Raw genomic sequence first — 21,505 nt, 5'->3', positions numbered from 1 at the left:
AGGCTTTCACTACAAGGAATGGGCTGCGCAATGGGTGGCCCGTGGGTTTGGGCCCGCCCAATTTGCTTCGTTAGGTTAATTTTAGCTTACACGAGCTAAATATTCTGTCAAAAGTCGTCAAAGCCTGTTCCGTGGCTCTTTCCCGCGCGATTGGAAGCTTTTGCCTGTCCGGTGAACGTTGATTCTGTGGGGTTTTAGCGATACCCTTACGACTTTCATGGTCGTCAAACTCGTGATCTAACAGCGGGGAACCTTGATTCATGGCACGCAAGTGGCAACGCATCAAAGGCGTGCTGATCGGTGCTTTGACGCTCTGCGCTTTGTCTGGCTCCGTGCCTGGCGCGTTTGCGCGCGACTACACGGCACCCGCCGATACACAAGCACAGGTGCAGGGCACCATCGCGGCGGCGCAGTTGCCGCGCGAAGCGGTCAATACGTTGAACTTGATTGCCGCGGGTGGGCCTTACCCGTATGAGAAGGACGGCATCGTATTCGGCAATCGCGAACGGTTGCTACCGCCGCATCGGCGCGGCTATTACCACGAATACACCGTCCCCACGCCTCGCTCACGAAACCGCGGGGCGCGTCGCATCGTCTGCGGAGGTCCGCTACAGCGGATCGACAACTGTTACTACTCGGACGACCATTACACCAGTTTTAATCGTATTGTTGAATGACATCGGGATGAACGGCATGAGCGACAACGTCTACGCGCACGACACCGGAGTCGCGACGGATCTTTTCGCGGCTGGCGAGGGCAATTTGTTCCAGCGCGTCATGCGGATGCGCGCCGGCGACCAGGACCGGGATAACCAGAGCGAAGCTGGCACTGTGCTTTCTTCGAACGAGGAGCCCATGAGTCTTTTCAAGACCGTACGACCGAACATCGTACAGTCGATCCGCGCGTTTCGCGTGCAGGATCTAGCTGACGAGGCCCATCAACTCGGCCAGCATTTTCTGTATGCGTACTGTGCGAATGCGCAGTCCAAACAGGAAGTGCTGGAAACCATTGCTACGTCGTTCCTGTTTCCGAAACATTTCGGCAAGAATTACGACGCGCTCTACGATTGCCTGACGGATCTGGTCCAAAAGGCAGGCGCGCAACCCGGGTTTGTGATCGTTCTCGAGCAACTGCCGGTCGCACAAAAGTTCGACAAGGAAGGGCGCGAGACGCTCCTGGACGTGTTCCGCGAAGCGTCCGAGTTCTGGGCCGAGCGCAAGGTCGCGTTCCGGGTGTTTTATTCGTTTGCATAAGGCATGCCTGAAAGGTTGCCCGAGCGGTTTCCCCGAACCCACTGCCAGCCGTAGCAAAACAAAGAGAAAGGCCCGCCCGATCGGCGGGCCTTTGCTTTTGGCTTACCAGCCGCCCCAGCGTGCTGCCAGCGCCGAAAGTACGGCGATGCCCGCGGTTTCAGTGCGCAACACACGCGGACCGAGACCGACTGCGGCAAATCCGTGGTCGGTCGCAGCGGCTTCTTCCGCGGCCGAAAAGCCGCCTTCCGGGCCGACCAGCACGGTCACGCGCCCGAACGGCGGATTGGCGGGCAGCGCCGAAAAACTGATACTGGCGCGCGGCGACAGCAGAATGCGCATTTCGCCTTCTTCAGGCGTGCGAGGCAGCGCGCCGAGCCAGGTGGCGATCTCACGCACTGGCATTACTTCCGGCAGGCGATTGCGCCCGCATTGTTCGCACGACGCCCGCACGATGCCCTGCCAGTGCACATGACGCCGCTGCGCGCGGTCGCCGGAAAGGCGCACGACGCTGCGCGTGGTGGTCAGCGGCACGAAACACGAGGCTCCGAGTTCGACTGCCTTCTCGATGAGCCAGTCCATCTTGTCACCGCCGGCAATGCCCTGCGCGAGGGTGAGGTGGTACGGCGCTTCTACTTCGATATTGCGAAATTCGTGAATTCTCACCTTGGCTGAGCGGCGCTCGACCTCGACGAGTTCGGCGCTGTATTCGCCGCCTTCGCCGTTGAAAAGCACGATCGAATCGCCGGGCTGCAAACGCAGCACGAGGATGTGGCGCGTGACGTCATCGGGCAACTGCATGATGTCGTCGGGCTTGAGAGGCGTACCGACGAAGAAGCGAGGCATCAGAAAAATACTCATTGGTTCAGGAAAGGTGGCGAGCGAGCGCCCAACGGTAGCCGTCCAGATCTTCGACCTGGGCGAACCGGTCGCCCCAGAACTGATCCTGTGGCTCGCTCAGCGATTTTGCGCCGGCGGCTAGTGCCCGCGTGTAAACCGCGTCGACATCGTCGACATAGACATAGAACGATTGCGGCGCAATCGCGCCCGCGCTTTTGGGTGTTTTCGCCGCCGAGCCGAACGCGCCTTCCGGCGCGAACATCACGATCAGCTGGCCTTGATAGGTCATCTCGACATGCATGACGACACCGTCGTCCTGAACGCTATCGCGTACCTCGAAGCCGAATGCCGCTTCGAAGAACGCGGTCGCGGCACGTGCGTCGCGCACCGTCAGATAGGGGGTCAACCAGGGCACACCGGCTGGGCGGGGGGCGGTCATGGGGTTCTCCGGATCTATTGGGTTTGCGGGATGCATGCTGCGAGGCCAGGTGGTCGGTCGCGTATCGATGCACCGATAGCGCGCGCCGACCGAGCCGTGCATTTTGCCCACGCGTTAGCTTGATGGCTTTAAGAATTGACTTAGTTTATCGCGCACGGAGCGGGAAGCCGAGAACAGTCCGGCGTGCAGGGCCGGGTCGTAATGCTTCAGCGAGGCGATTCGGCGCGCGGCAAGGCGCTCAGCGAGTGTTTCGACGGCGAGGGAGGCGGGGTCGAGCGTGTCGCTGGCGGTCGCCATCATCCAGAGTGAGCCATAGAGCGGGATGAAGGTGTGCATCGTGCGCACGATGGCGAATGTGTCGCGCAGATCGTCGAGCAGGCCGGCGACGCGTTCAGCGTGGAAATACGGCGAGCCGAGATGCAGGGAGAGCACGGTGGCCGGACTCATGACGCGTTTGAGCTGCATGTAGAAGTCGGGTGTGTATAGGCCTGCGGCGGGCGAGTCAGGCGGCGTCAGGTCGAAGACGACCAGATCGAACTGCATAGTGGCCGTGGCCGCCGCCGAAGCCGAAGCCGTCGTCGCCGCGTGTGCCTGTGCCACAGCCTGTCCTGCCGCGTGAGCCGAATCCGATGCCCTTGCGGTCTCCGCGGTTGCCAAGGCGGTCGTCGCATGGGCGGTCCCTGCTTGGGCAGCCCCCCCGTGGGCGGCCCCCGCGACATAATGCGCAGCGTCGCCGATCACCAGCTCGACGCGCGGATCGTCGAAAGCACCTCCCTGTACCTCGGGTAGATACTCGCGGGTCATGCGCACGACTTCGGCGTCGAGCTCCGCCACCACGATCCGCTCAATGCTGGGGTGCTTCAGCAATTGCCGCGCGGCGCCGCCATCGCCGCCGCCCAGCACCAGCGCAGTTTTCGGCGAAGGATGCGCCAGAGCGGCGGGATGCACCATGCATTCGTGGTAGATGAACTCGTCACCGGTCGAGGTCATCGGGCGGCCGTCGAGTGTAAATAGCTGGCCGAGCTGCGGCGTGTCCCACACCTCGATACGCTGGTAGGGCGAATCGACGCGCGCAAGCAGCAGCGCGTTCGGAAATCCGTAGACTGCGTCGGCGGTTGGCTGGAACAGCAGGGGAGCGCTCACGGATGGCGGGCTCCTTTCGGAGCGCGGTGGGTTGGTGTCGCTCAATTGTAAAGGCGCACTCGCGGCGTGACCCCGTCCGCATGCAGCGCCGGCTCGAACTGGCGCGGCCACCCAAGAACCAGCGTGCGGCCACCCCAGAACCAGCTCGCAGCCAGCTAAGACCCAGCGCAGACCCAGCTAGGGCCCAGCGCGGACCCAGCGCGGACCCAGCGCGGACCAGGCAGCGAGGCGGGCGTCCCCGCGAGGGGGCTGGTGAACGTTCTGTTAGAATGTCACGCTTTCAGCCTTGTCCGTTTGCTCTGCCCGCCTCGCGTCTCCCGGCGCCGCACCGTGCGCCGAAGTGGACTGGCATTCGAGCAGCCGGGCCTCAAGCGCGTACCGCTTTCTGACTCTGTCTCCGGACTCGACATGACGACCCCGTCTCCCGCACCCACTTCCCTGATGGCCAACGCAATCCGCGCGTTGTCCATGGACGCTGTTCAAAAAGCGAATTCCGGCCACCCCGGCATGCCGATGGGCATGGCCGAAATCGGCGTGGCGCTGTGGTCGCGCCATCTGCGCCACAATCCGAAGAACCCGCAGTGGGCCGATCGCGACCGTTTCATTCTGTCGAACGGCCACGGCTCGATGCTGCTGTATTCGCTGCTGCACCTGACCGGCTACGACCTGCCGATGGAAGAGCTGAAGAACTTCCGCCAGATGCATTCGAAGACGCCGGGCCATCCGGAATACGGCATCACGCCGGGCGTCGAAACGACCACCGGCCCGCTCGGCCAGGGGCTGGCAAACGCGGTCGGCATGGCGCTCGCCGAGTCGCTGCTCGCCACCGAATTCAACAAGCCTGACGCGACAATCGTCGACCACCACACGTACGTGTTCGTCGGCGACGGCTGCCTGATGGAAGGCATCTCGCACGAAGCCTGCTCGCTCGCGGGCGTGCTGAAGCTGAACAAGCTGATCGCGTTCTACGACGACAACGGCATCTCGATCGACGGCGAAGTGGTCCACTGGTTCCACGACGACACGCCGAAGCGCTTCGAAGCGTACGGCTGGAACGTGATCCCGAACGTGGTCGGCCATGACGTCGACGCGGTGGACGCCGCGATCAAGCAAGCCAAGCTGTCGGACAAGCCGACGCTGATCTGCTGCAAAACCGTGATCGGCGAAGGCGCGCCGACCAAGGCTGGCAGCCACGACTCGCACGGCGCGCCGCTCGGCGACAAGGAAATCGCAGCAACGCGTGAAGCGATCGGCTGGAAGTGGGAGCCGTTCGTGATTCCGCAGGAAGTCTACGCAGCATGGGACGCGAAGGAAGCCGGCGCGCGCATCGAGTCCGACTGGGACAAGGCGTTTGCAGCGTACGCAGCGAAATACCCGCAGGAAGCCGCGGAATTCAAGCGCCGCGACGCGAAGCAATTGCCCGCCGACTGGAAAGAAAAGGCCAAGGCCATCATCGCCGGTGCGAACGAACGCGCGGAAACCGTCGCGACACGTAAGGCTTCGCAACAAGCTATCGAAGGTTTGTCGGCCGTGTTGCCGGAACTGCTCGGCGGTTCCGCCGACCTGACCGGTTCGAACCTGACCAACTGGAAGGCCGCCAAGCCGGTGCGGGTGAACGCTGAAGGCAAGGCAGCCGGCAACTACGTGAACTACGGCGTGCGCGAGTTCGGCATGAGCGCTGCGATCAACGGCATCGCGCTGCATGGCGGCTTCAAGGCCTTCGGCGGCACGTTCCTGACGTTCTCCGACTACAGCCGCAACGCGCTGCGCGTCGCCGCGCTGATGAAGGCGCCGTCCATTTTCGTGTTCACGCACGACTCGATCGGTCTGGGCGAAGACGGCCCGACCCACCAGTCGATCGAGCACGTCGCGAGCCTGCGTCTGATTCCGAATCTGCAAGTGTGGCGCCCGGCCGATACGGTCGAAACGGCGGTGGCCTGGACCCACGCGGTCGAGCACCACGGCCCGTCGTGCCTGATCTTCAGCCGTCAGAACCTGCCGTTCTCGGAGCGTACCGACGCGCAGATCGCCAACATCGAGAAGGGTGGTTACGTGCTGCGCGACTGGAACGACGAGATCGTCGCGCGCAAGGTCATCCTGATCGCCACCGGTTCGGAAGTCGAACTGGCGTTGAACGCGGTCGAGCCGCTCGCTCGCGAAGGCATCGCGGCACGCGTCGTGTCGATGCCGTCGACCACCGTGTTCGACAAGCAGGACGCCGAATACCGTGAACGCGTGCTGCCGCATGGCGTGCGCCGCGTCGCGATCGAAGCGGGTGTCACGGATTTCTGGCGCAAGTACGTGGGTCTGGAAGGCGGCGTGGTCGGCATCGACACGTTCGGCGAATCGGCCCCGGCTGGCGTGCTGTTCAAGCATTTCGGCTTCACCGTCGAGCACGTGGTAGCGACGGCCAAAGCCGCCTTGGGCTGATCTGCATTCGCGGCTGCCGCGCGGACCCCACGCGCGGCAATCCCCGCAAATCAGACCCACATGGAAGATTTTTTTCAGCCATCAGGAGATAGACCATGACGATTCGCGTCGCAATCAACGGCTACGGCCGGATCGGCCGCAACACGCTGCGCGCCTTCTATGAAAACGGCAAGAAGCACGATATCGAAATCGTCGCCATCAACGATCTTGGCGATGCCAAGACCAACGCTCACCTGACGCAATACGACACCGCGCATGGCAAGTTCCCGGGCGAAGTCTCGGTGGACGGCGACTACCTGGTCGTCAACGGCGACAAGATCCGCGTGCTGGCTAACCGCAATCCGGCAGAACTGCCGTGGGGCGAGCTGAACGTCGACGTCGTGATGGAATGCACGGGCTTTTTCACGACCAAGGAAAAGGCTAGCGCGCACATCAAGGGCGGCGCAAAGAAGGTCATCATCTCGGCGCCGGGCGGTAAGGACGTCGACGCAACGATCGTCTACGGCGTGAACCACAACGTCCTGAAGGCATCGGACACGGTGATCTCGAACGCATCGTGCACGACCAACTGCCTGGCACCGTTGGTGAAACCGCTGAACGACAAGATCGGGCTGGTGAACGGCCTGATGACGACGATTCACGCTTACACGAACGACCAGGTTCTGACGGACGTGTACCACGAAGACCTGCGCCGCGCGCGCTCGGCCACGCACAGCCAGATTCCGACCAAGACCGGTGCTGCCTCGGCAGTGGGTCTCGTGCTGCCGGAACTGAACGGCAAGCTGGACGGCTACGCGATCCGCGTCCCGACGATCAACGTGTCGGTCGTCGACCTGTCGTTCATCGCCGCGCGCGACACGACGGTCGAGGAAGTCAACGCGATCATGAAGGAAGCGTCGGAAGGCTCGCTGAAGGGCATCCTCGGTTACAACGACGCACCGCTGGTCTCGATCGACTTCAACCACAACCCGGCTTCGTCGACGTTCGACGCGACGCTGACCAAGGTGTCGGGCCGTCTGGTGAAGGTGTCGAGCTGGTACGACAACGAGTGGGGCTTCTCGAACCGCATGCTGGATACGGCTGTGGCGCTGGCCAACGCGAAGTAAGCTTGGTCTAGCTTCGTGTGCCTCTGCTGCTGGTCTTGGGCCGGTGGCAAGGCAACTGCAAAAAACCGCTCCTCGGAGCGGTTTTTTTACGCCTGCGGCGTCGGGAAATAGACGCCGGCGCGCTGCGCGGCGTTCGAAATATGGGTTTCGATCGCCTTGCCGGCGGCTGCGGAATCGCGTGCCTTGAGCGCATCGAGAATCGCCCGATGCTCGGTGTACGTGGACAGCACCAGTTCACGCCGGTAAAACGGCATCCGCTGGCTTTCCTTCATGATTTCCGCGGCGCTGCTCAGGATCGACTCGATCGCCGCGTTGCCGGCAATGCTCACGATGCGCATGTGGAAGTCGTAGTCGAGGCGGGCGGCTTCGTCGAGTTCATCGCAGGCGAGCGCCGTTTGCATGGCCGTGATGTTGTCTTCGAACCAGGCGAGGTCGGAATCGGTGACAGCCAGCGCCGCCATGCGCGCGATAAAGCCTTCCAGTGCGAAGCGCATCTGGTACGTATCCGGCAGCGACGACTGCGCCGCGAAGCGCCACGGTTGCGCAGCCGCGGCCTGCGCACTCTCAACATAAACGCCCTTGCCGGGACGGATCATCAGCAGACCGAGCGCTTCGAGCGTTGAGAGCGCCTCGCGCAGCGAGGCACGGCTGATCGCCAGTTCCTCGGAGAGCTGGCGCTGCGCCGGCAGCAAACTGCCCACCGGATAGACGCCCCCTTCGATCCGTTCGCGGATGGTCGCAATGGCGGCATCGGTGACGGTATGCGGAACGTTTTTCATCGTGGCTCACCTGGGTGTTTGCGGTCTGACCAGCATTGTAATACGCGTTCTGAACGCCCGTACGGGCGTCGTGACACGCGCACAATCCGGCCCCGGAACGCTGGGAAAGGAACGGGTAAACACCGTGATTAGAATCCTTGACGCCAGTATATCGGCTTCCTACTATTCGAGATAACAGAACTGGTCGGACCAGTCTGAACAGATGTGTATCGTAACCAGGAGGAAGCCGTGTTGAAATTCTTCAATTCGCTGTTTGGCCGGGTCGTCATAGCGCTGGTGGCAGGTATCGTGGTCGGCGCCGTGTTCCCGCATTTCGCCCAATCGCTGCGCCCGCTCGGCGACGGCTTTCTCAAGCTGATCAAGATGGTGATCGGTCCGATCGTCTTCTGCGTGGTGGTGAGCGGTATGGCGCATGCCGGCGATCTGCGCAAAGTCGGCCGCGTCGGCCTGAAGGCGGTGATCTACTTCGAGGTCATGACGACGATTGCGCTCGTGATCGGCGCGCTGCTGGCCTACGCCACGCGGCCCGGTGTCGGCATGAACATCAACCTGCATTCGCTCGACCCCGCTTCGCTGTCGACCTATACGGAGCACGCGAAGAGCCTCAAGGACACGGCCGGCTTTCTGCTGAAGATCATCCCCGACACGGCGATCAATGCCTTCGCGACCGGCGACATCCTGCAAATCCTCGTGTTTTCGGTGCTGTTCGGCTCCGCGCTATCGCTGTTGGGCAATAAAGCGCAGCGCGTCAGCAGCCTGATCGACGAGCTTTCGCAGGTGTTCTTTCGCGTGATGGGTTTCATCATCAAGCTCGCGCCGCTCGGCGTGCTCGGCGCGATCGCGTTCACGACCGGCACCTACGGTGTCGAGTCGCTCAAGCAACTCGGCATGCTGGTGCTGGTGTTCTACGCGAGCTGTTTCGTGTTCGTGGCGGTCGTGCTGGGCATCGTGATGCGTCTGGCCGGTTTCAGCGTCTTCAAGCTGATCCGCTATCTGCGCGAAGAGCTGTCGATCGTGCTCGGTACGGCTTCTTCAGATGCCGTGCTGCCGCAGATCATGCGCAAGCTCGAATGGATGGGCGTCAAGGATTCGACTGTCGGGCTTGTCATTCCGACGGGTTACTCCTTCAATCTCGATGGCTTCTCCATCTATCTGACGCTCGCTGTGATTTTCATCGCGCAGGCGACCAACACGCCGCTGTCCATCCATGACCTGATCGTGGTGGTGCTGGTGTCGCTGGTGACGTCGAAGGGCGCGCACGGCATTCCCGGCTCGGCCATCGTGATTCTGGCCGCGACACTGTCCGCGATTCCTGCGATCCCCGTGCTCGGCCTCGTGCTGATTCTGCCGGTCGACTGGTTCGTCGGTATTGCCCGCGCGCTGACCAACCTGATCGGCAACTGCGTGGCGACGGTGGTGGTTGCCGTGTGGGAAAACGATATCGACCGGGCGCGCGCTCATCGCGTGCTGAATGGTGACAAAGCGCTGCGCTACGTGCCCGCGGGCGAAGACGTGGGCGTCGAGTCCACTGCCGGCGAACACGTACCAGCCGTCTGACCCGCCGCGAGCACGTTGCACTGTCGCCAGATTCATTGCTATTCAATAGCGCGCCAACGCGGCGCGCGTTATGCCCCGGCGGATGCGCTGACTCCGCCGGCTCTCCCTCACTTTTCGTTGCCTGACCGAGACTATGGCCAATCCGATCCTCGACCCCAACGCACCCGCCTTCACCCGTCGCTACATGAACCTCGCCGACCCGCGTCTGGGCGCGCAGGCGCTCTACGCGAGCGACGAATTCTTCGCGCCGAAAGAACGCATGCTCGAGCCTCAGCCGGCGGTGTTCATTCCCGGCAAATACGATGACCACGGCAAATGGATGGACGGCTGGGAAACCCGCCGCAAGCGCACCACCGGCCACGACTATTGCGTGATCCGGCTCGCTCGGCCGGGCGTCGTGTACGGCGTCGATCTGGACACGAGTCACTTCACCGGCAACTTCCCGCCGGCCGCGTCGATCGACGCGTGCTACGTGGACGGCGAAGTTCCGCCCGACAATGCCGACTGGCAAACACTCGTGCCGGCCACCACGTTGCAGGGCAACCAGCACCATTACATCGAAGTGAACGACGCCCGCGCCTTCACCCATCTGCGCGTGAATCTGTATCCGGACGGCGGTCTCGCGCGTCTGCGTGTGTACGGCCAGCCGAAGCGCGACTGGGAGCGCGTCGAGCGCGGCACGCTGCTGGATCTCGCCGCGATCGAAAACGGCGCATACCTTGTCGCCGCGAACAACCAGCACTTCGGGCCGGCCTCGCAGATGCTGATGCCGGGCCGCGGCGTCAATATGGGCGATGGCTGGGAAACGCGACGCCGCCGCGAGCCGGGCAACGACTGGGCGATCGTCGCGCTCGCGCGGCCGGGCGTGATTCACAAGATCGAAGTGGACACGGCGCACTTCAAGGGCAATTACCCCGATCGCTGTTCGCTTCAGGCGGCCTCGGTGACGGGCGGCACGGACGATTCGCTCGTCACGCAGGCGATGTTCTGGCCGGTGCTGCTCGGCGAACAGAAGCTGCAGATGGACCACGTGCACACATTCGCGGACGGCATCGCGTCCCTCGGGCCGGTGACGCACGTGCGTTTCAACATCTTCCCGGACGGTGGCGTGTCGCGCCTGCGCTTGTGGGGCGAGCTCGCATAACGGAGTTGCATCGATGAAGACCTTGCATGTGGAACGTCTGACGCGCGCGGCCTTCGCGCCGTTCGGCGACGTCATCGAACTGGCCGGCGCGCGCCATTTCCCGATTAACGGCGGCACGACCGAGCGCTATCACGACCTCGCGAACGTCGACGTGACGGAGAACGGCGGCCGGCCGCTGATCAATCTGTTTCGGGCGCAGCCTCGCGCGCTGCCGATCGAAATCACGATGATGGAGCGGCATCCGCTGGGCAGTCAGGCTTTCATTCCATTAACGGCGCGCCGCTATCTGGTGGTCGTCGCGCCAGCGGGCGAGCTCGATTCGGCGCGAATGCGTGCCTTCTGGAGCGACGGCTGGCAGGGCGTGAACTACGCCAAAGGCGTTTGGCACCATCCGCTGCTTGCGCTCGATCAGGTGAGCGATTTTGTGGTGGTGGATCGTGGCGGCGAGCAGCCCAACTGCGATGAATTGTCGTTAGCCGAGCCGTGGCGGCTGCTGTTTGAGGCGAGTGTCGAGTTGGCGGAGTAGGCTGGAGTCGCAACGCGGCGGCAAAGCAACGCCGCACATGCAAAGAGGCGCTAGCCTCCCGGCGCGGCCGCAGCGCCGCACACATAAAAAAACCCGGCCGATTTTATCGGCCGGGTTTTCTCGTTGCCCACCGAACCGCGCACCCCGACGCGGCCGGCATTGCATCAATTCAACGTTGGTGCTTACGATGCGGGCAATCCTCCTTGGTGCACGCGCCGTACAGCGCCAGCGCGTGTTCCTGCAGCTTGAAGCCGCGTTCCTTCGCGATGGATTGCTGACGGCTCTCGATTTCGGAGTCGAAAAACTCTTCGACGAGCCCGCAATCGAGGCAAACGAGGTGGTCGTGATGCGACCCTTCGTTCAATTCGAACACCGCTTTGCCCGATTCGAAATTGCTGCGCGACAGCAGGCCGGCCTGTTCGAACTGCGTCAGCACGCGATACACGGTTGCGAGGCCGATATCGAGTTCTTCGTGCAGCAGGTTGCGGTAGACGTCTTCTGCAGTCAGATGGCGCACCGCACTGTGCTGGAAAATCTCAAGGATTTTGAGGCGCGGAAGGGTCGCCTTGAGCCCGATATTCTTGAGATCGGTTGGATTGGTCATGACAAGGGATCCCTAGAGTACAATGCTGGGCTCTCATAGTAATGTGTTTTTGCCGTTCTGGTCATCTTCGATGGAATGAAACTCGCGCGGCTCGTCAGCGGGCCCGCACGGTGAGTGAAATGATTTCAAAATCTCAATTGATCTACCGGGGGAGCCGCATGCGGGGTACCTTGATCGCTGTTGCGACTGTCGCGGTTCTTGCCGGATGTTCCACCTACGACAGCCTGACGCAGCGCGTTGCCCAGAGCATTACGCCGTACCGTATTACGGTGGTGCAAGGCAATTTCGTCTCGAAAGAAGCGGCTGCACAGCTGCAGGTCGGCATGTCGCGCGCGCAGGTGAAGCAGTTGCTCGGCACGCCCTTGCTGACCGACATGTTCCACGCGGACCGCTGGGACTACGTGTTCTATTTCAAGCGCGGTTCGACTAACGTCGTGCAACAGCGCGACTTCGTGATCATATTCGCGGGCGACCGCGTCGCCAGCTGGTCGGGTGGCGACGATCTGCCTTCCAACCTCGAGTTGCTGGCGGAAATCGACGGTGACAAGCTCGGCAAGAAGAAGGCTGCCGTGCCGAACGTGGCAAGCGCGGCAACTGGCGCTAGCGCGCCGGTAGCCGCGGCGCCGGCTGCCGTGGACACCACGCCTTCGCCGTCCGTCGACGCCGCCGCAGCAGCAGCCGTGCCGTCAACGGACGCCAACGCCGAGGCCGCGCAGGCCGCGAATCGGCTGACCAACGCCGTGCAAGCGCCGTCGGGCAACAGGCAGTCGTCGGTGCGTTCTACCGCGCCGACCGCCAACGGTGGCGGGGTTCCGCCGCAAGGCCCAACGGCCGCCGGGCAGCCGCAGTTCCAGTTCCATCGTCCGCCGCCGCCGCAGGTTCCGGGTACGCAGGAAAACCCGGTGGGACCGACGGGCCCGCAAAGCAATAACGGCGGCCCGACGCATAACGCGCCGTTGACGTCTACTTCGTCCACTACGGGAACGGGCGGCTAAGCACGCTGTCCTTCTCTTGGGACGTTAAGACGGGCGCTGCGTCGGAATGCACCGTGCGCAGCGCCCGTCAGCCTTTCTGCTGTACCGGTGCTGGCCGTTGCTGTTCCAGTAGGCGTGGCGCCGGGGCGTGCTGCCCGCCGCCGCGTTTGCCGGGATTTGCCGCTTTTTACCCCTTTTCGAACCCTCGTAGCCATGAAAATTGCCATTGCTGGCGCATCGGGCCGGATGGGCCGGATGCTCATCGAAACCGTCCTCAACGACCCCGAAGCTACGCTGTCCGGCGCGCTCGACCGTGCGGGCTCCCCGCAACTCGGTCAGGACGCCGGCGCGTTTCTCGGCAAACAGACGGGCGTGCTGCTGACGGACGACGTCGAGCGCGTGTTCGCCGAATCCGATTACCTGATTGACTTCACGCGGCCCGAAGGCACGCTGATGCATCTGGAAGCCGCGCAGCGCCACAACGTCAAAATGGTGATCGGCACGACCGGTTTCGATAGCGAGCAGAAAGCGCAACTGCGCGCCGCGGCGGACAAGATCGCCATCATGTTTGCGTCGAACATGAGCGTGGGCGTCAATGTCACGCTGAAGCTGCTCGAATACGCCGCGAAGCATTTCGCGACCGGCTACGACATCGAAATCATCGAGGCGCATCACCGTCACAAGGTCGACGCGCCGTCCGGCACGGCGTTGACCATGGGCGAAGTGATCGCCCATGCGCTCGGCCGCGATCTCGACGACTGCGCGGTCTACAGCCGCGAAGGCGTGACCGGCGAACGCGATCTGTCCACGATCGGCTTTTCGGCGATTCGCGGCGGCGACATTGTCGGCGACCATACGGTGCTGTTTGCCGGCATCGGTGAGCGTATCGAAATCACGCACAAATCGGCGAGCCGACTGTCATACGCGCAAGGCGCGCTTCGTGCTGTGCGTTTCCTCGAAGGCCACGATACGGGTTTCTTCGACATGCAGGACGTGCTCGGCCTGCGTTGAGCGTGTCACGGGGCCGGTTGCGGCCCCGCTTTGCTCCCCTGAACGTCCGTTCGCGCAACGCGCAACCCTTTAAGCACTTTCCAACGGCGAGGTCAGATGGCAGGCAGCAGCGGCATCATCCATTACCTGGAAACCAGCGACGCGATCACGCATGGCGTCGCGTATGTGTTGCTGGCTATGTCGATTGCGAGCTGGTGCTTTCTGATCGTCAAAAGCTGGATCCTCACACGCGCCAGGCGTCAGGCCGTGCCGGCGATTGCGCAGTTCTGGCAGGCGTCGACCTTGTCGGACGGTGTCGCGGCAATGAGGCGCGTGGACCGGGAGCGCGTCTTCACGCCGCTCGCCGAGGCCGCGCTGCACGCGGCTGAAGTGGACATTCCCGGCGCGCTGCTCGCCCGCGTCGAGCGCGGCGAGCGGGTATTGCGGGCGCTGCGTCAGGCGCTCAACGCGTCGCAGCGGCGGCTCGAGTTCGGTCAGGTGCTGCTGGCCTCGGTGGGCAGCACGGCGCCGTTCGTCGGCCTGCTCGGCACGGTTTGGGGCATTTATCATGCGCTCGGCAGCATCGCGGCGAGCGGCCAGGCGCAGATCGAGAACGTCGCGGGACCGGTCGGCGAGGCGCTGATCATGACGGCTTTCGGCCTCGTGGTTGCGATTCCGGCGGTGCTTGCCTATAACGTGCTCGGGCGGATGGTGCGGCAGTTGTCGGAGGAACTCGACGGCTTCGCGCACGATCTGCACGCCTACGTGTGCGCGCCGGCGGATCAGCCCCGCCCCCAGCCGCAGCCTCAGCAAGCCCCCGCCCGCACCCACCAGACGCACCGCTGAGACTGGAAGACAGAAGGAGGCGACATGGCATTCGGCGGACTCGAGAAAAAGCAGACGGCCGCGCCGATGGCCGAGATCAACATGACGCCGTTAATCGACGTGATGCTCGTGCTGCTGGTGATTTTTATCATTACCGCGCCTTTGTTCACGCACGCGATCCGGCTCGATTTGCCCAAAGTCGCGGCAGCGCCCGCGCGGCAAACACCGCAAACCATTTCTCTTTCAATCGACGCCGCCGGCAAGCTGTACTGGAACGGCAATGTCATCACGCTGCAGCAGATGCGCGCGCGATTCGTGGAAGCGGGCAAAGAAGGGCAGGCCGACCAGCCCGAGATCCAGTTGCGCGCCGAGCGCTCCACGCGCTATGAGGTGATCGCGCAGGTGATGGGCGCAGCGCAACAGGCCGGGCTCGAGCGGATCGGTTTCGTGACGGACCCGCCGCCGCCCGCGGCAAGCAAATAGCAACGCTCGCATCGTGTCACCGGGCACGAGCCTGTTGGGTCGCCGTTACCGCTGCCGCTGCCGCTGCCGCTGCCGTTACCGTTACCGTTACCGCTGCCGCTGCCGCACCGAGCCAGGCGGTAACGTCACCGCATCGGCCCCGCTCCGGCTCAACCCTGCCGCCCCCGCGCACCGCGCACCGCGGCGCACCCGTCCGCGAACGGTATAATCAGCCCTTTCCCCTGCAGAAGGGGAAACGACGCCATTTCATCCAGCAGAGCACCAGGCCCGGTGCGAAAGCACCGAACCCAGCGATCCCATCACACCATGCACGAAAAATACGTTCCCTCCGACGTCGAAGCCGCTGCGCAAGGGCAATGGCGCGCCATCGACGCGTACAAGACGTCGGAAACCACAGATAAGCCCAAGTTCTATTGCGTCTCGATGCTGCCGTACCCGTCGGGCAAGCTGCACATGGGGCACGTGCGCAACTACACGATCAACGACGTGATGTACCGCTATCTGCGGATGAACGGCTACAACGTGCTGATGCCGATGGGTTGGGACGCGTTCGGCATGCCGGCGGAAAACGCCGCGATGGCGAACAACGTGCCGCCGGCGCAGTGGACCTACGACAACATCGCTTACATGAAGAAGCAGATGCAGTCGATGGGCCTCGCGATCGACTGGTCGCGCGAAGTCGCAACCTGCAGCCCCGATTACTACAAGTGGAACCAGTGGCTGTTCCTGAAGATGCTCGAAAAGGGCATCGCGTACAAGAAAACCGGCACCGTCAACTGGGACCCGATCGATCAGACCGTGCTCGCCAACGAGCAGGTGATCGACGGCCGCGGCTGGCGTTCGGGCGCGCTGATCGAAAAGCGCGAAATCCCGATGTACTACATGCGCATCACGCAGTACGCGGATGAGCTGCTGAACGACCTCGAAGGCCTCGGCTGGCCCGAGCGCGTCAAGATCATGCAGCAGAACTGGATCGGCAAGAGCTTCGGCGTGAACTTTGGCTTCCCGTATGAAATCGACGGCGAACAGAAGCTGCTGCGTGTGTTCACCACGCGTGCCGACACGATCATGGGCGTGACTTTCTGCGCGATCGCCGCCGAGCATCCGCTTGCCACGCGTCTCGCCAAAGACAAGCCGGAACTGCAAGCCTTCATCGAGGAATGCAAGCGCGGCGGTGTGGCTGAAGCCGATGTCGCGACGATGGAAAAGAAGGGCATGGGCACCGGCTTCTACGTCACGCATCCGCTGACGCAGGAACAGGTCGAAGTATGGATCGGCAACTACGTGCTGATGAGCTACGGCGAAGGCGCCGTGATGGGCGTGCCCGCGCACGACGAACGCGACTTCGCGTTCGTGAAGAAATACGGTCTGCCGATCAGGCAGGTGGTGGCGATTGAGGGTAAGGAATTCTCCACCGAAGCCTGGCAGGAATGGTATGGCGAGAAGGAAGGCGGCGTCTGTGTCAACAGCGGCAAGTACGACGGCCTGAACTACACGCAGGCGGTCGACGCGATCGCCGCCGATCTGAAAGAACTCGGCCTCGGCGACAAGCAGATCACGTGGCGTCTGCGTGACTGGGGCGTGTCGCGCCAGCGGTACTGGGGCACGCCGATCCCGATCATCCACTGCCCGACCTGCGGCGACGTGCCGGTGCCGGAAAAAGATCTGCCGGTTGTGCTGCCGGAAGACCTCGTGCCGGACGGCACGGGCAATCCGCTCGCGAAGTCGGAAGCGTTTGTGAACTGCACCTGCCCGACCTGCGGCGGCGCGGCCAAGCGCGAAACCGACACGATGGACACCTTCGTCGATTCGTCCTGGTACTTCTACCGCTACGCGGCGCCGGACGCGAAGACCATGGTCGACGAGCGCACCGATTACTGGGCGCCGATGGACCAGTACATCGGCGGCATCGAACACGCGATTCTGCACCTCTTGTACTCGCGCTTCTGGGCGAAGGTGATGCGCGACATGGGCTTGATCGAGTTCGGCGAGCCGGCCAAGAACCTGCTGACGCAGGGAATGGTGCTCAACGAAACTTACTACCGCGAAAACGAAGCGGGTAAGAAGACCTGGTACAACCCGGCCGACGTCACCGTCTCGTTCGACGACAAAGGCCGCCCCGTCGGCGCCGTGCTGAACTCGGACGGCCAGCCGGTGGTGCTTGGCGGCGTCGAGAAGATGTCGAAGTCGAAGAACAACGGCGTCGATCCGCAATTGCTGATCGATCAACACGGCGCGGACACCGCGCGTCTGTTCGTGATGTTTGCCGCACCGCCCGAACAGCAGCTCGAATGGTCCGGTTCGGGCGTGGAAGGCGCGAGCCGCTTCCTGCGCCGCGTGTGGAGCTTCGGTCACGCGAACGAAGCAGCGCTGCGCGCCGGCGGCAAGTTCGACGCCGCGCAACTTGGCGAAGTCGACAAGGTGCTGCGCCGCGAGATCTACAGTGTGCTGAAGCAGGCCGACTTCGACTATCAGCGTTTGCAGTACAACACGGTGGTGTCGGCGGCGATGAAGATGCTCAACGCGCTCGACAGCGCGAAAGGCGCGCAACCGGCAGTGCTGCGCGAGACGTACAGCGTGATGCTGCGCGTGCTGTACCCGGTCGTGCCGCATCAGACGTTCCAGTTGTGGCAGGAACTGGGTTACGCCGACGAATTCGGCTCGCTGCTCGACGCAGCATGGCCGAAGGTCGACGAGCAGGCGCTCGAACAGGCCGAAATCGAGCTCGTGCTGCAGGTGAACGGCAAGGTGCGCGGCGCGCTCACGGTGGCGAAAGACGCGACACGTGAAGCGATCGAACAGCTCGCCGCTGCGCATGAGGCGGTCGAGAAGTTCAGCGAAGGCAAGGCACCGAAGAAGATCGTCGTGGTGCCGGGCCGTCTCGTGAACGTGGTCGTTTGACAGCCCACCGAAACATGACAGCAGGCAGGACGCCGTCGCGCATGGCGGCGCTTGTCTCTCGCCGCGGAATTTACTGCGAACCAGGAGCCAACGTGACTCGCAGATCGTTATTGACGCTGGTGTGCAGCGTGCTGATGTTGTCCGCCTGTGGCTTCCAGCTGCGCGGCCAGCAGGACTACGCATTCAAACGACTCTATATCTCCGGCGGTTCGGCAGCGGCCGGCGCGCGGCTGACGCGCCTCGTGCAGGGCGGCAGCGACACGGTTGTGGTCACTTCCGTAGCGAATGCGGACGCAACGTTGCAGATCACCGAAGGCCGCGGTGTCAGTACGCTTACGCTGAACTCGCTGGGTGTCGTCGAAGAATATGCAATGAATCTCTCGATGACCTATACGCTGGTTGGCAAGGACGGTACGGTGCTGATTCCGGCGAGCGTGATCGCGCTGAACCGCGCGATGACCTACAGCGACCAGTTCTCGCAGGCCAAGGCTGCGGAAGCCGACCTTCTGTTCGCGGACATGGAAAACGACGCGATCGACCAGCTGACGCGCCGTCTGTCGCTGGTGCGCTCGCTGCATCCGGGGCCGGGTCAGCAGGTGCCGTCGGTTGCGCCGCGCGCGCCGTTGCCGCCGCCGCCGCTGTGAGCGTCGCGCTGTGTCGTCGTTTTTGTTTGCAGCACTTGCTCATGCATTCGCTTATGCACTCGTTTAACCTCGCCGATCGGTAGCCATGCAACTGCGACTTGACGCGCTCGAAGCGCATCTCGCGAAGGGACTCGCCGGACTGTACGTCGTGTACGGCGACGAGCACCTGCTCGCGCAGGAAGCGTGCGACCGGATTCGGGCGACGGCGCGTGCAGCCGGTTTTACCGACCGCTCGGTGTTCACCGTCGAGCGTGGTTTCGACTGGAGTTCGCTGCTTGGCGCGAGTCAGTCGATGTCGCTGTTCGGCGATCGTCAACTGGTCGAATTGCGCGTTCCGTCCGGCAAGCCCGGCAAGGAAGGCGCGGAGACGTTGAAGGCGCTGGCCGCCGCCGTGAATGACGACGTGCTGACGATGATCACGCTGCCGAGGCTCGATGCGGCCACGCAAAAGTCGGCATGGTTCACCGCGCTGTCCGATGCCGGCGTCGCGTTGAAGATCGATCCGGTCGAGCGCGCGCAGTTGCCGAATTGGGTTGGTCAACGGCTCGCGGCTCAAGGCCAGCGGGTTGTTGCCGGTGAAGAAGGGCGCCGCGCGCTGGCGTTTATCGCCGAACGTGTTGAAGGCAACCTGCTGGCGGCGCATCAGGAAATCCAGAAGCTCGGGCTGCTTTATCCGGCTGGTTCGCTGAGCTTCGAACAGATTCAGGACGCTGTGCTGAACGTCGCCCGTTATGACGTTTTCAAGCTGAACGAGGCGATGCTGGCGGGCGATGTCGGTCGCTTGTCACGCATGCTCGACGGCCTGCGCGGCGAGGGTGAGGCAGCGGTGCTTGTGCTGTGGGCGGTGGTTGAAGAAGTGCGGACGCTATTGCGGATCAAGCGCGGCGTGGCGGCGGGCAAGCCGCTCGCGGTGCTGGTGCGCGAGAACCGTGTGTGGGGGCCGCGTGAGCGGCTGATCGGGCCGGCGCTGTCGCGTGTCACGGAAAGCGCGCTTGAAAAGGCGCTCGCTTTGGCGGCGCGGCTGGATCGGCAGGTGAAGGGATTGTCCGGCGGCACGCCGGGCAATCATCGCAACGATCCGCCGCCCGATCCGTGGGCCGGCTTGTTCGAACTGGCGATGACGGTGGCGTCGCCGGCAAAGGCGGCGCCCGTGCCGCCGCCACGACCTCGCTCTGCGGTGGCCGCACCAGCACGAAGGCCAGTCTGATCTGGACCATCGGCGCAGCCGAAGTCGCTGATGAGGTTTACAGGTTGACGAGGGGCCGGCGAGGTTTTCCCAACTAGCAGCAGGCATCCAGACGCGTCACAGTCTATGTCGGCGCAGTACCAGGTCCCGCAGCGTCGACGTTGGTGGCGCAAAGGATTTCACCTCAGCCACTCCGGCCACCGCGTCAAGCAAAGCTCCGCCACCCGACTTACAATCTTTTGATCTTTCGCTAATTTTGCCTGTCCGCCGCACCTCGACGTGCGCGGCGCTATGAGAATCACCATGGATATCGACCAGTACATGACCGACCTCGGGCGCCGCGCCCGCCACGCATCGCGTGCGATGGCGCGGGCGTCGACGGCGGCGAAGAACGCCGCGCTTGCGGCCGTCGCTCAGGCAATCGAACGCGATGCTGCGTTGCTCAAGGATGCCAATGCGCGCGACGTCGCCCGTGCACGCGAGAAAGGGCTCGACGCCGCGTTCATCGACCGTTTGACGCTGTCGGACAAGGCGCTGGGGACGATGGTCGAAGGCTTGCGGCAAGTCGCCGCGCTGGCCGATCCGATTGGCGAGATCAGCAATCTGAAGTATCGGCCGAGCGGCATTCAGGTCGGTCAGATGCGCGTGCCGCTCGGTGTGATCGGCATCATCTACGAATCGCGCCCGAACGTGACGATCGACGCGGCCGCGCTGTGTTTGAAGTCGGGCAATGCGACGATCCTGCGTGGCGGGTCGGAAGCGCTGGAGTGCAACACGGCGCTGGCAAAGCTGATCGGTGAAGGACTGGAAGCCGCCGGCTTGCCGCAGGACGCGGTGCAAGTCGTGGCCACGTCGGACCGCGCCGCGGTCGGCAAGCTGATCACGATGACCGAATACGTCGACGTGATCGTGCCGCGTGGCGGCAAGAGCCTGATCGAGCGGCTGATGAACGAAGCGCGCGTGCCGATGATCAAGCATCTCGACGGCATCTGCCACGTATATGTCGACGATCGCGCGGATGTGGCGAAGGCGTTGACCGTCTGCGATAACGCCAAGACGCACCGCTACGGCACTTGCAACACGATGGAAACGCTGCTGGTAGCGCGTGGCATTGCGGCTGAAGTGCTGCCACCGTTGGGCAAGCTGTATCGCGACAAGGAAGTCGAACTACGCGTGGACGCTGCAGCGCGCGCGGTGTTGTCGGATGCGGGCGTGGGCCCGCTCGTCGAGGCCACCGAAGAAGACTGGCGCACCGAATATCTTGCACCGGTGCTGGCGATCAAGGTGGTGGACGGGCTCGACGCGGCCATCGACCACATCAACACTTACAGCTCGCAGCACACCGACGCGATCGTCACCGAAGACCATGACCGCGCGATGCGCTTCCTGCGCGAAGTCGACTCGGCGAGCGTGATGGTCAATGCGTCGACGCGCTTTGCCGATGGCTTCGAATTTGGTTTGGGCGCGGAGATCGGCATCTCGAACGACAAGCTGCATGCGCGTGGGCCGGTGGGGCTGGAAGGGCTGACGTCGCTGAAATATATAGTGCTGGGGCACGGCGAAGGCCGGCAATAACGCGGTTCGCTGCCGACGCGCTGTCACCATCCCTAGGATGGGCACACGCTTTCCATTCAGCGCGCTGGCGGCCCCCCGCCCATTTCCACGCTGACAAGCAGTACGAGG

Annotated in this window: 20 protein-coding genes; 15 read left to right on the top strand and 5 right to left on the bottom strand. The window is 63.3% G+C overall.

Going from position 1 to position 21,505, the window contains the following annotated elements:
• Positions 1–260: 260 nt before the first annotated feature.
• Entirely contained in the window at positions 261–677 is a 417-nt protein-coding gene (locus AYM40_RS17710; protein ID WP_028196427.1) for a ribonuclease, read from the top strand.
• A 7-nt stretch (positions 678–684) separates the two neighbouring features.
• Positions 685–1,254, top strand: a complete 570-nt coding sequence (locus tag AYM40_RS17705; RefSeq protein ID WP_181448381.1) for a barstar family protein — start codon at positions 685–687, stop codon at positions 1,252–1,254.
• Positions 1,255–1,356: 102 nt separating this feature from the next.
• On the opposite strand, the gene AYM40_RS17700 is transcribed toward AYM40_RS17705, so the two are convergent.
• The 3 genes from AYM40_RS17700 to speE all read right to left on the bottom strand — a co-directional run bounded on the left by AYM40_RS17700 (position 1,357) and on the right by speE (position 3,673).
• Positions 1,357–2,097: a 16S rRNA (uracil(1498)-N(3))-methyltransferase gene (locus AYM40_RS17700; RefSeq protein ID WP_063497352.1), complete on the bottom strand. Its 741-nt coding sequence runs from the start codon at positions 2,095–2,097 to the stop codon at positions 1,357–1,359.
• 19 nt (positions 2,098–2,116) lie between these two features.
• The gene (locus AYM40_RS17695) at positions 2,117–2,530 is read right to left on the bottom strand and encodes a VOC family protein (RefSeq protein WP_063497351.1); all 414 of its coding nucleotides are present in this window, start codon (positions 2,528–2,530) and stop codon (positions 2,117–2,119) included.
• A gap of 114 nt (positions 2,531–2,644) precedes the next feature.
• Positions 2,645–3,673: a spermidine synthase gene (gene speE, locus AYM40_RS38685; RefSeq protein WP_082855121.1), complete on the bottom strand. Its 1,029-nt coding sequence runs from the start codon at positions 3,671–3,673 to the stop codon at positions 2,645–2,647.
• A gap of 408 nt (positions 3,674–4,081) precedes the next feature.
• On the opposite strand from speE, the gene tkt reads away from it, so the two are divergent.
• Positions 4,082–6,103, top strand: coding sequence for a transketolase (gene tkt / locus AYM40_RS17680; protein WP_063497350.1), 2,022 nt, complete (start codon positions 4,082–4,084; stop codon positions 6,101–6,103).
• Between the two features lie 95 nt (positions 6,104–6,198).
• Positions 6,199–7,209, top strand: coding sequence for a type I glyceraldehyde-3-phosphate dehydrogenase (gene gap, locus AYM40_RS17675; RefSeq protein ID WP_063497349.1), 1,011 nt, complete (start codon positions 6,199–6,201; stop codon positions 7,207–7,209).
• An 86-nt stretch (positions 7,210–7,295) separates the two neighbouring features.
• Here the strand turns inward: gap and AYM40_RS17670 are convergent, their stop codons facing one another.
• A complete protein-coding gene (locus AYM40_RS17670) occupies positions 7,296–7,988 on the bottom strand; it encodes a FadR/GntR family transcriptional regulator (RefSeq protein ID WP_063497348.1) in 693 nt (230 codons plus the stop codon).
• A 228-nt stretch (positions 7,989–8,216) separates the two neighbouring features.
• Between AYM40_RS17670 and AYM40_RS17665 the strand changes: the two genes are divergently transcribed.
• The 3 genes from AYM40_RS17665 to AYM40_RS17655 all read left to right on the top strand — a co-directional run bounded on the left by AYM40_RS17665 (position 8,217) and on the right by AYM40_RS17655 (position 11,215).
• Entirely contained in the window at positions 8,217–9,545 is a 1,329-nt protein-coding gene (locus AYM40_RS17665) for a C4-dicarboxylate transporter DctA (protein ID WP_063497347.1), read from the top strand.
• A 133-nt stretch (positions 9,546–9,678) separates the two neighbouring features.
• Positions 9,679–10,689 (top strand): allantoicase, encoded by a 1,011-nt coding sequence (gene alc, locus AYM40_RS17660; RefSeq protein WP_063497346.1) that lies wholly within the window; start codon positions 9,679–9,681, stop codon positions 10,687–10,689.
• A gap of 13 nt (positions 10,690–10,702) precedes the next feature.
• Positions 10,703–11,215: an ureidoglycolate lyase gene (locus tag AYM40_RS17655; protein WP_063497345.1), complete on the top strand. Its 513-nt coding sequence runs from the start codon at positions 10,703–10,705 to the stop codon at positions 11,213–11,215.
• A 169-nt stretch (positions 11,216–11,384) separates the two neighbouring features.
• On the opposite strand, the gene fur is transcribed toward AYM40_RS17655, so the two are convergent.
• The gene (gene fur / locus AYM40_RS17650; RefSeq protein ID WP_063497344.1) at positions 11,385–11,819 is read right to left on the bottom strand and encodes a ferric iron uptake transcriptional regulator; all 435 of its coding nucleotides are present in this window, start codon (positions 11,817–11,819) and stop codon (positions 11,385–11,387) included.
• A gap of 158 nt (positions 11,820–11,977) precedes the next feature.
• Here fur and bamE point away from each other — a divergent pair, with 158 nt between their 5' ends.
• The 8 genes from bamE to AYM40_RS17610 all read left to right on the top strand — a co-directional run bounded on the left by bamE (position 11,978) and on the right by AYM40_RS17610 (position 21,397).
• Positions 11,978–12,814, top strand: a complete 837-nt coding sequence (gene bamE / locus AYM40_RS17645; RefSeq protein ID WP_063497343.1) for an outer membrane protein assembly factor BamE domain-containing protein — start codon at positions 11,978–11,980, stop codon at positions 12,812–12,814.
• A gap of 192 nt (positions 12,815–13,006) precedes the next feature.
• A complete protein-coding gene (gene dapB / locus AYM40_RS17640) occupies positions 13,007–13,804 on the top strand; it encodes a 4-hydroxy-tetrahydrodipicolinate reductase (RefSeq protein WP_063497342.1) in 798 nt (265 codons plus the stop codon).
• Between the two features lie 96 nt (positions 13,805–13,900).
• Positions 13,901–14,629 carry a MotA/TolQ/ExbB proton channel family protein gene (locus AYM40_RS17635; RefSeq protein ID WP_063497341.1) on the top strand — a complete coding sequence of 243 codons (729 nt, stop codon included), beginning with the start codon at positions 13,901–13,903 and terminating at the stop codon, positions 14,627–14,629.
• Between the two features lie 24 nt (positions 14,630–14,653).
• The gene (locus AYM40_RS17630; RefSeq protein ID WP_063497340.1) at positions 14,654–15,091 is read left to right on the top strand and encodes an ExbD/TolR family protein; all 438 of its coding nucleotides are present in this window, start codon (positions 14,654–14,656) and stop codon (positions 15,089–15,091) included.
• A gap of 306 nt (positions 15,092–15,397) precedes the next feature.
• Positions 15,398–17,992 (top strand): leucine--tRNA ligase, encoded by a 2,595-nt coding sequence (gene leuS / locus AYM40_RS17625; protein ID WP_063497339.1) that lies wholly within the window; start codon positions 15,398–15,400, stop codon positions 17,990–17,992.
• A gap of 92 nt (positions 17,993–18,084) precedes the next feature.
• Positions 18,085–18,636: an LPS assembly lipoprotein LptE gene (gene lptE / locus AYM40_RS17620; RefSeq protein WP_063497338.1), complete on the top strand. Its 552-nt coding sequence runs from the start codon at positions 18,085–18,087 to the stop codon at positions 18,634–18,636.
• Between the two features lie 85 nt (positions 18,637–18,721).
• Positions 18,722–19,843 carry a DNA polymerase III subunit delta gene (gene holA / locus AYM40_RS17615; RefSeq protein ID WP_063497337.1) on the top strand — a complete coding sequence of 374 codons (1,122 nt, stop codon included), beginning with the start codon at positions 18,722–18,724 and terminating at the stop codon, positions 19,841–19,843.
• A gap of 282 nt (positions 19,844–20,125) precedes the next feature.
• Positions 20,126–21,397, top strand: coding sequence for a glutamate-5-semialdehyde dehydrogenase (locus AYM40_RS17610; RefSeq protein ID WP_063497336.1), 1,272 nt, complete (start codon positions 20,126–20,128; stop codon positions 21,395–21,397).
• The last annotated feature ends 108 nt before the right edge of the window (positions 21,398–21,505 follow it).

Source organism: Paraburkholderia phytofirmans OLGA172 (assembly GCF_001634365.1).
In the GTDB taxonomy this organism is placed as follows: domain Bacteria; phylum Pseudomonadota; class Gammaproteobacteria; order Burkholderiales; family Burkholderiaceae; genus Paraburkholderia.
The sequence above is the reverse complement of the archived record's forward strand: the minus strand, read 5'-3'. Positions and strand labels throughout refer to the sequence as shown.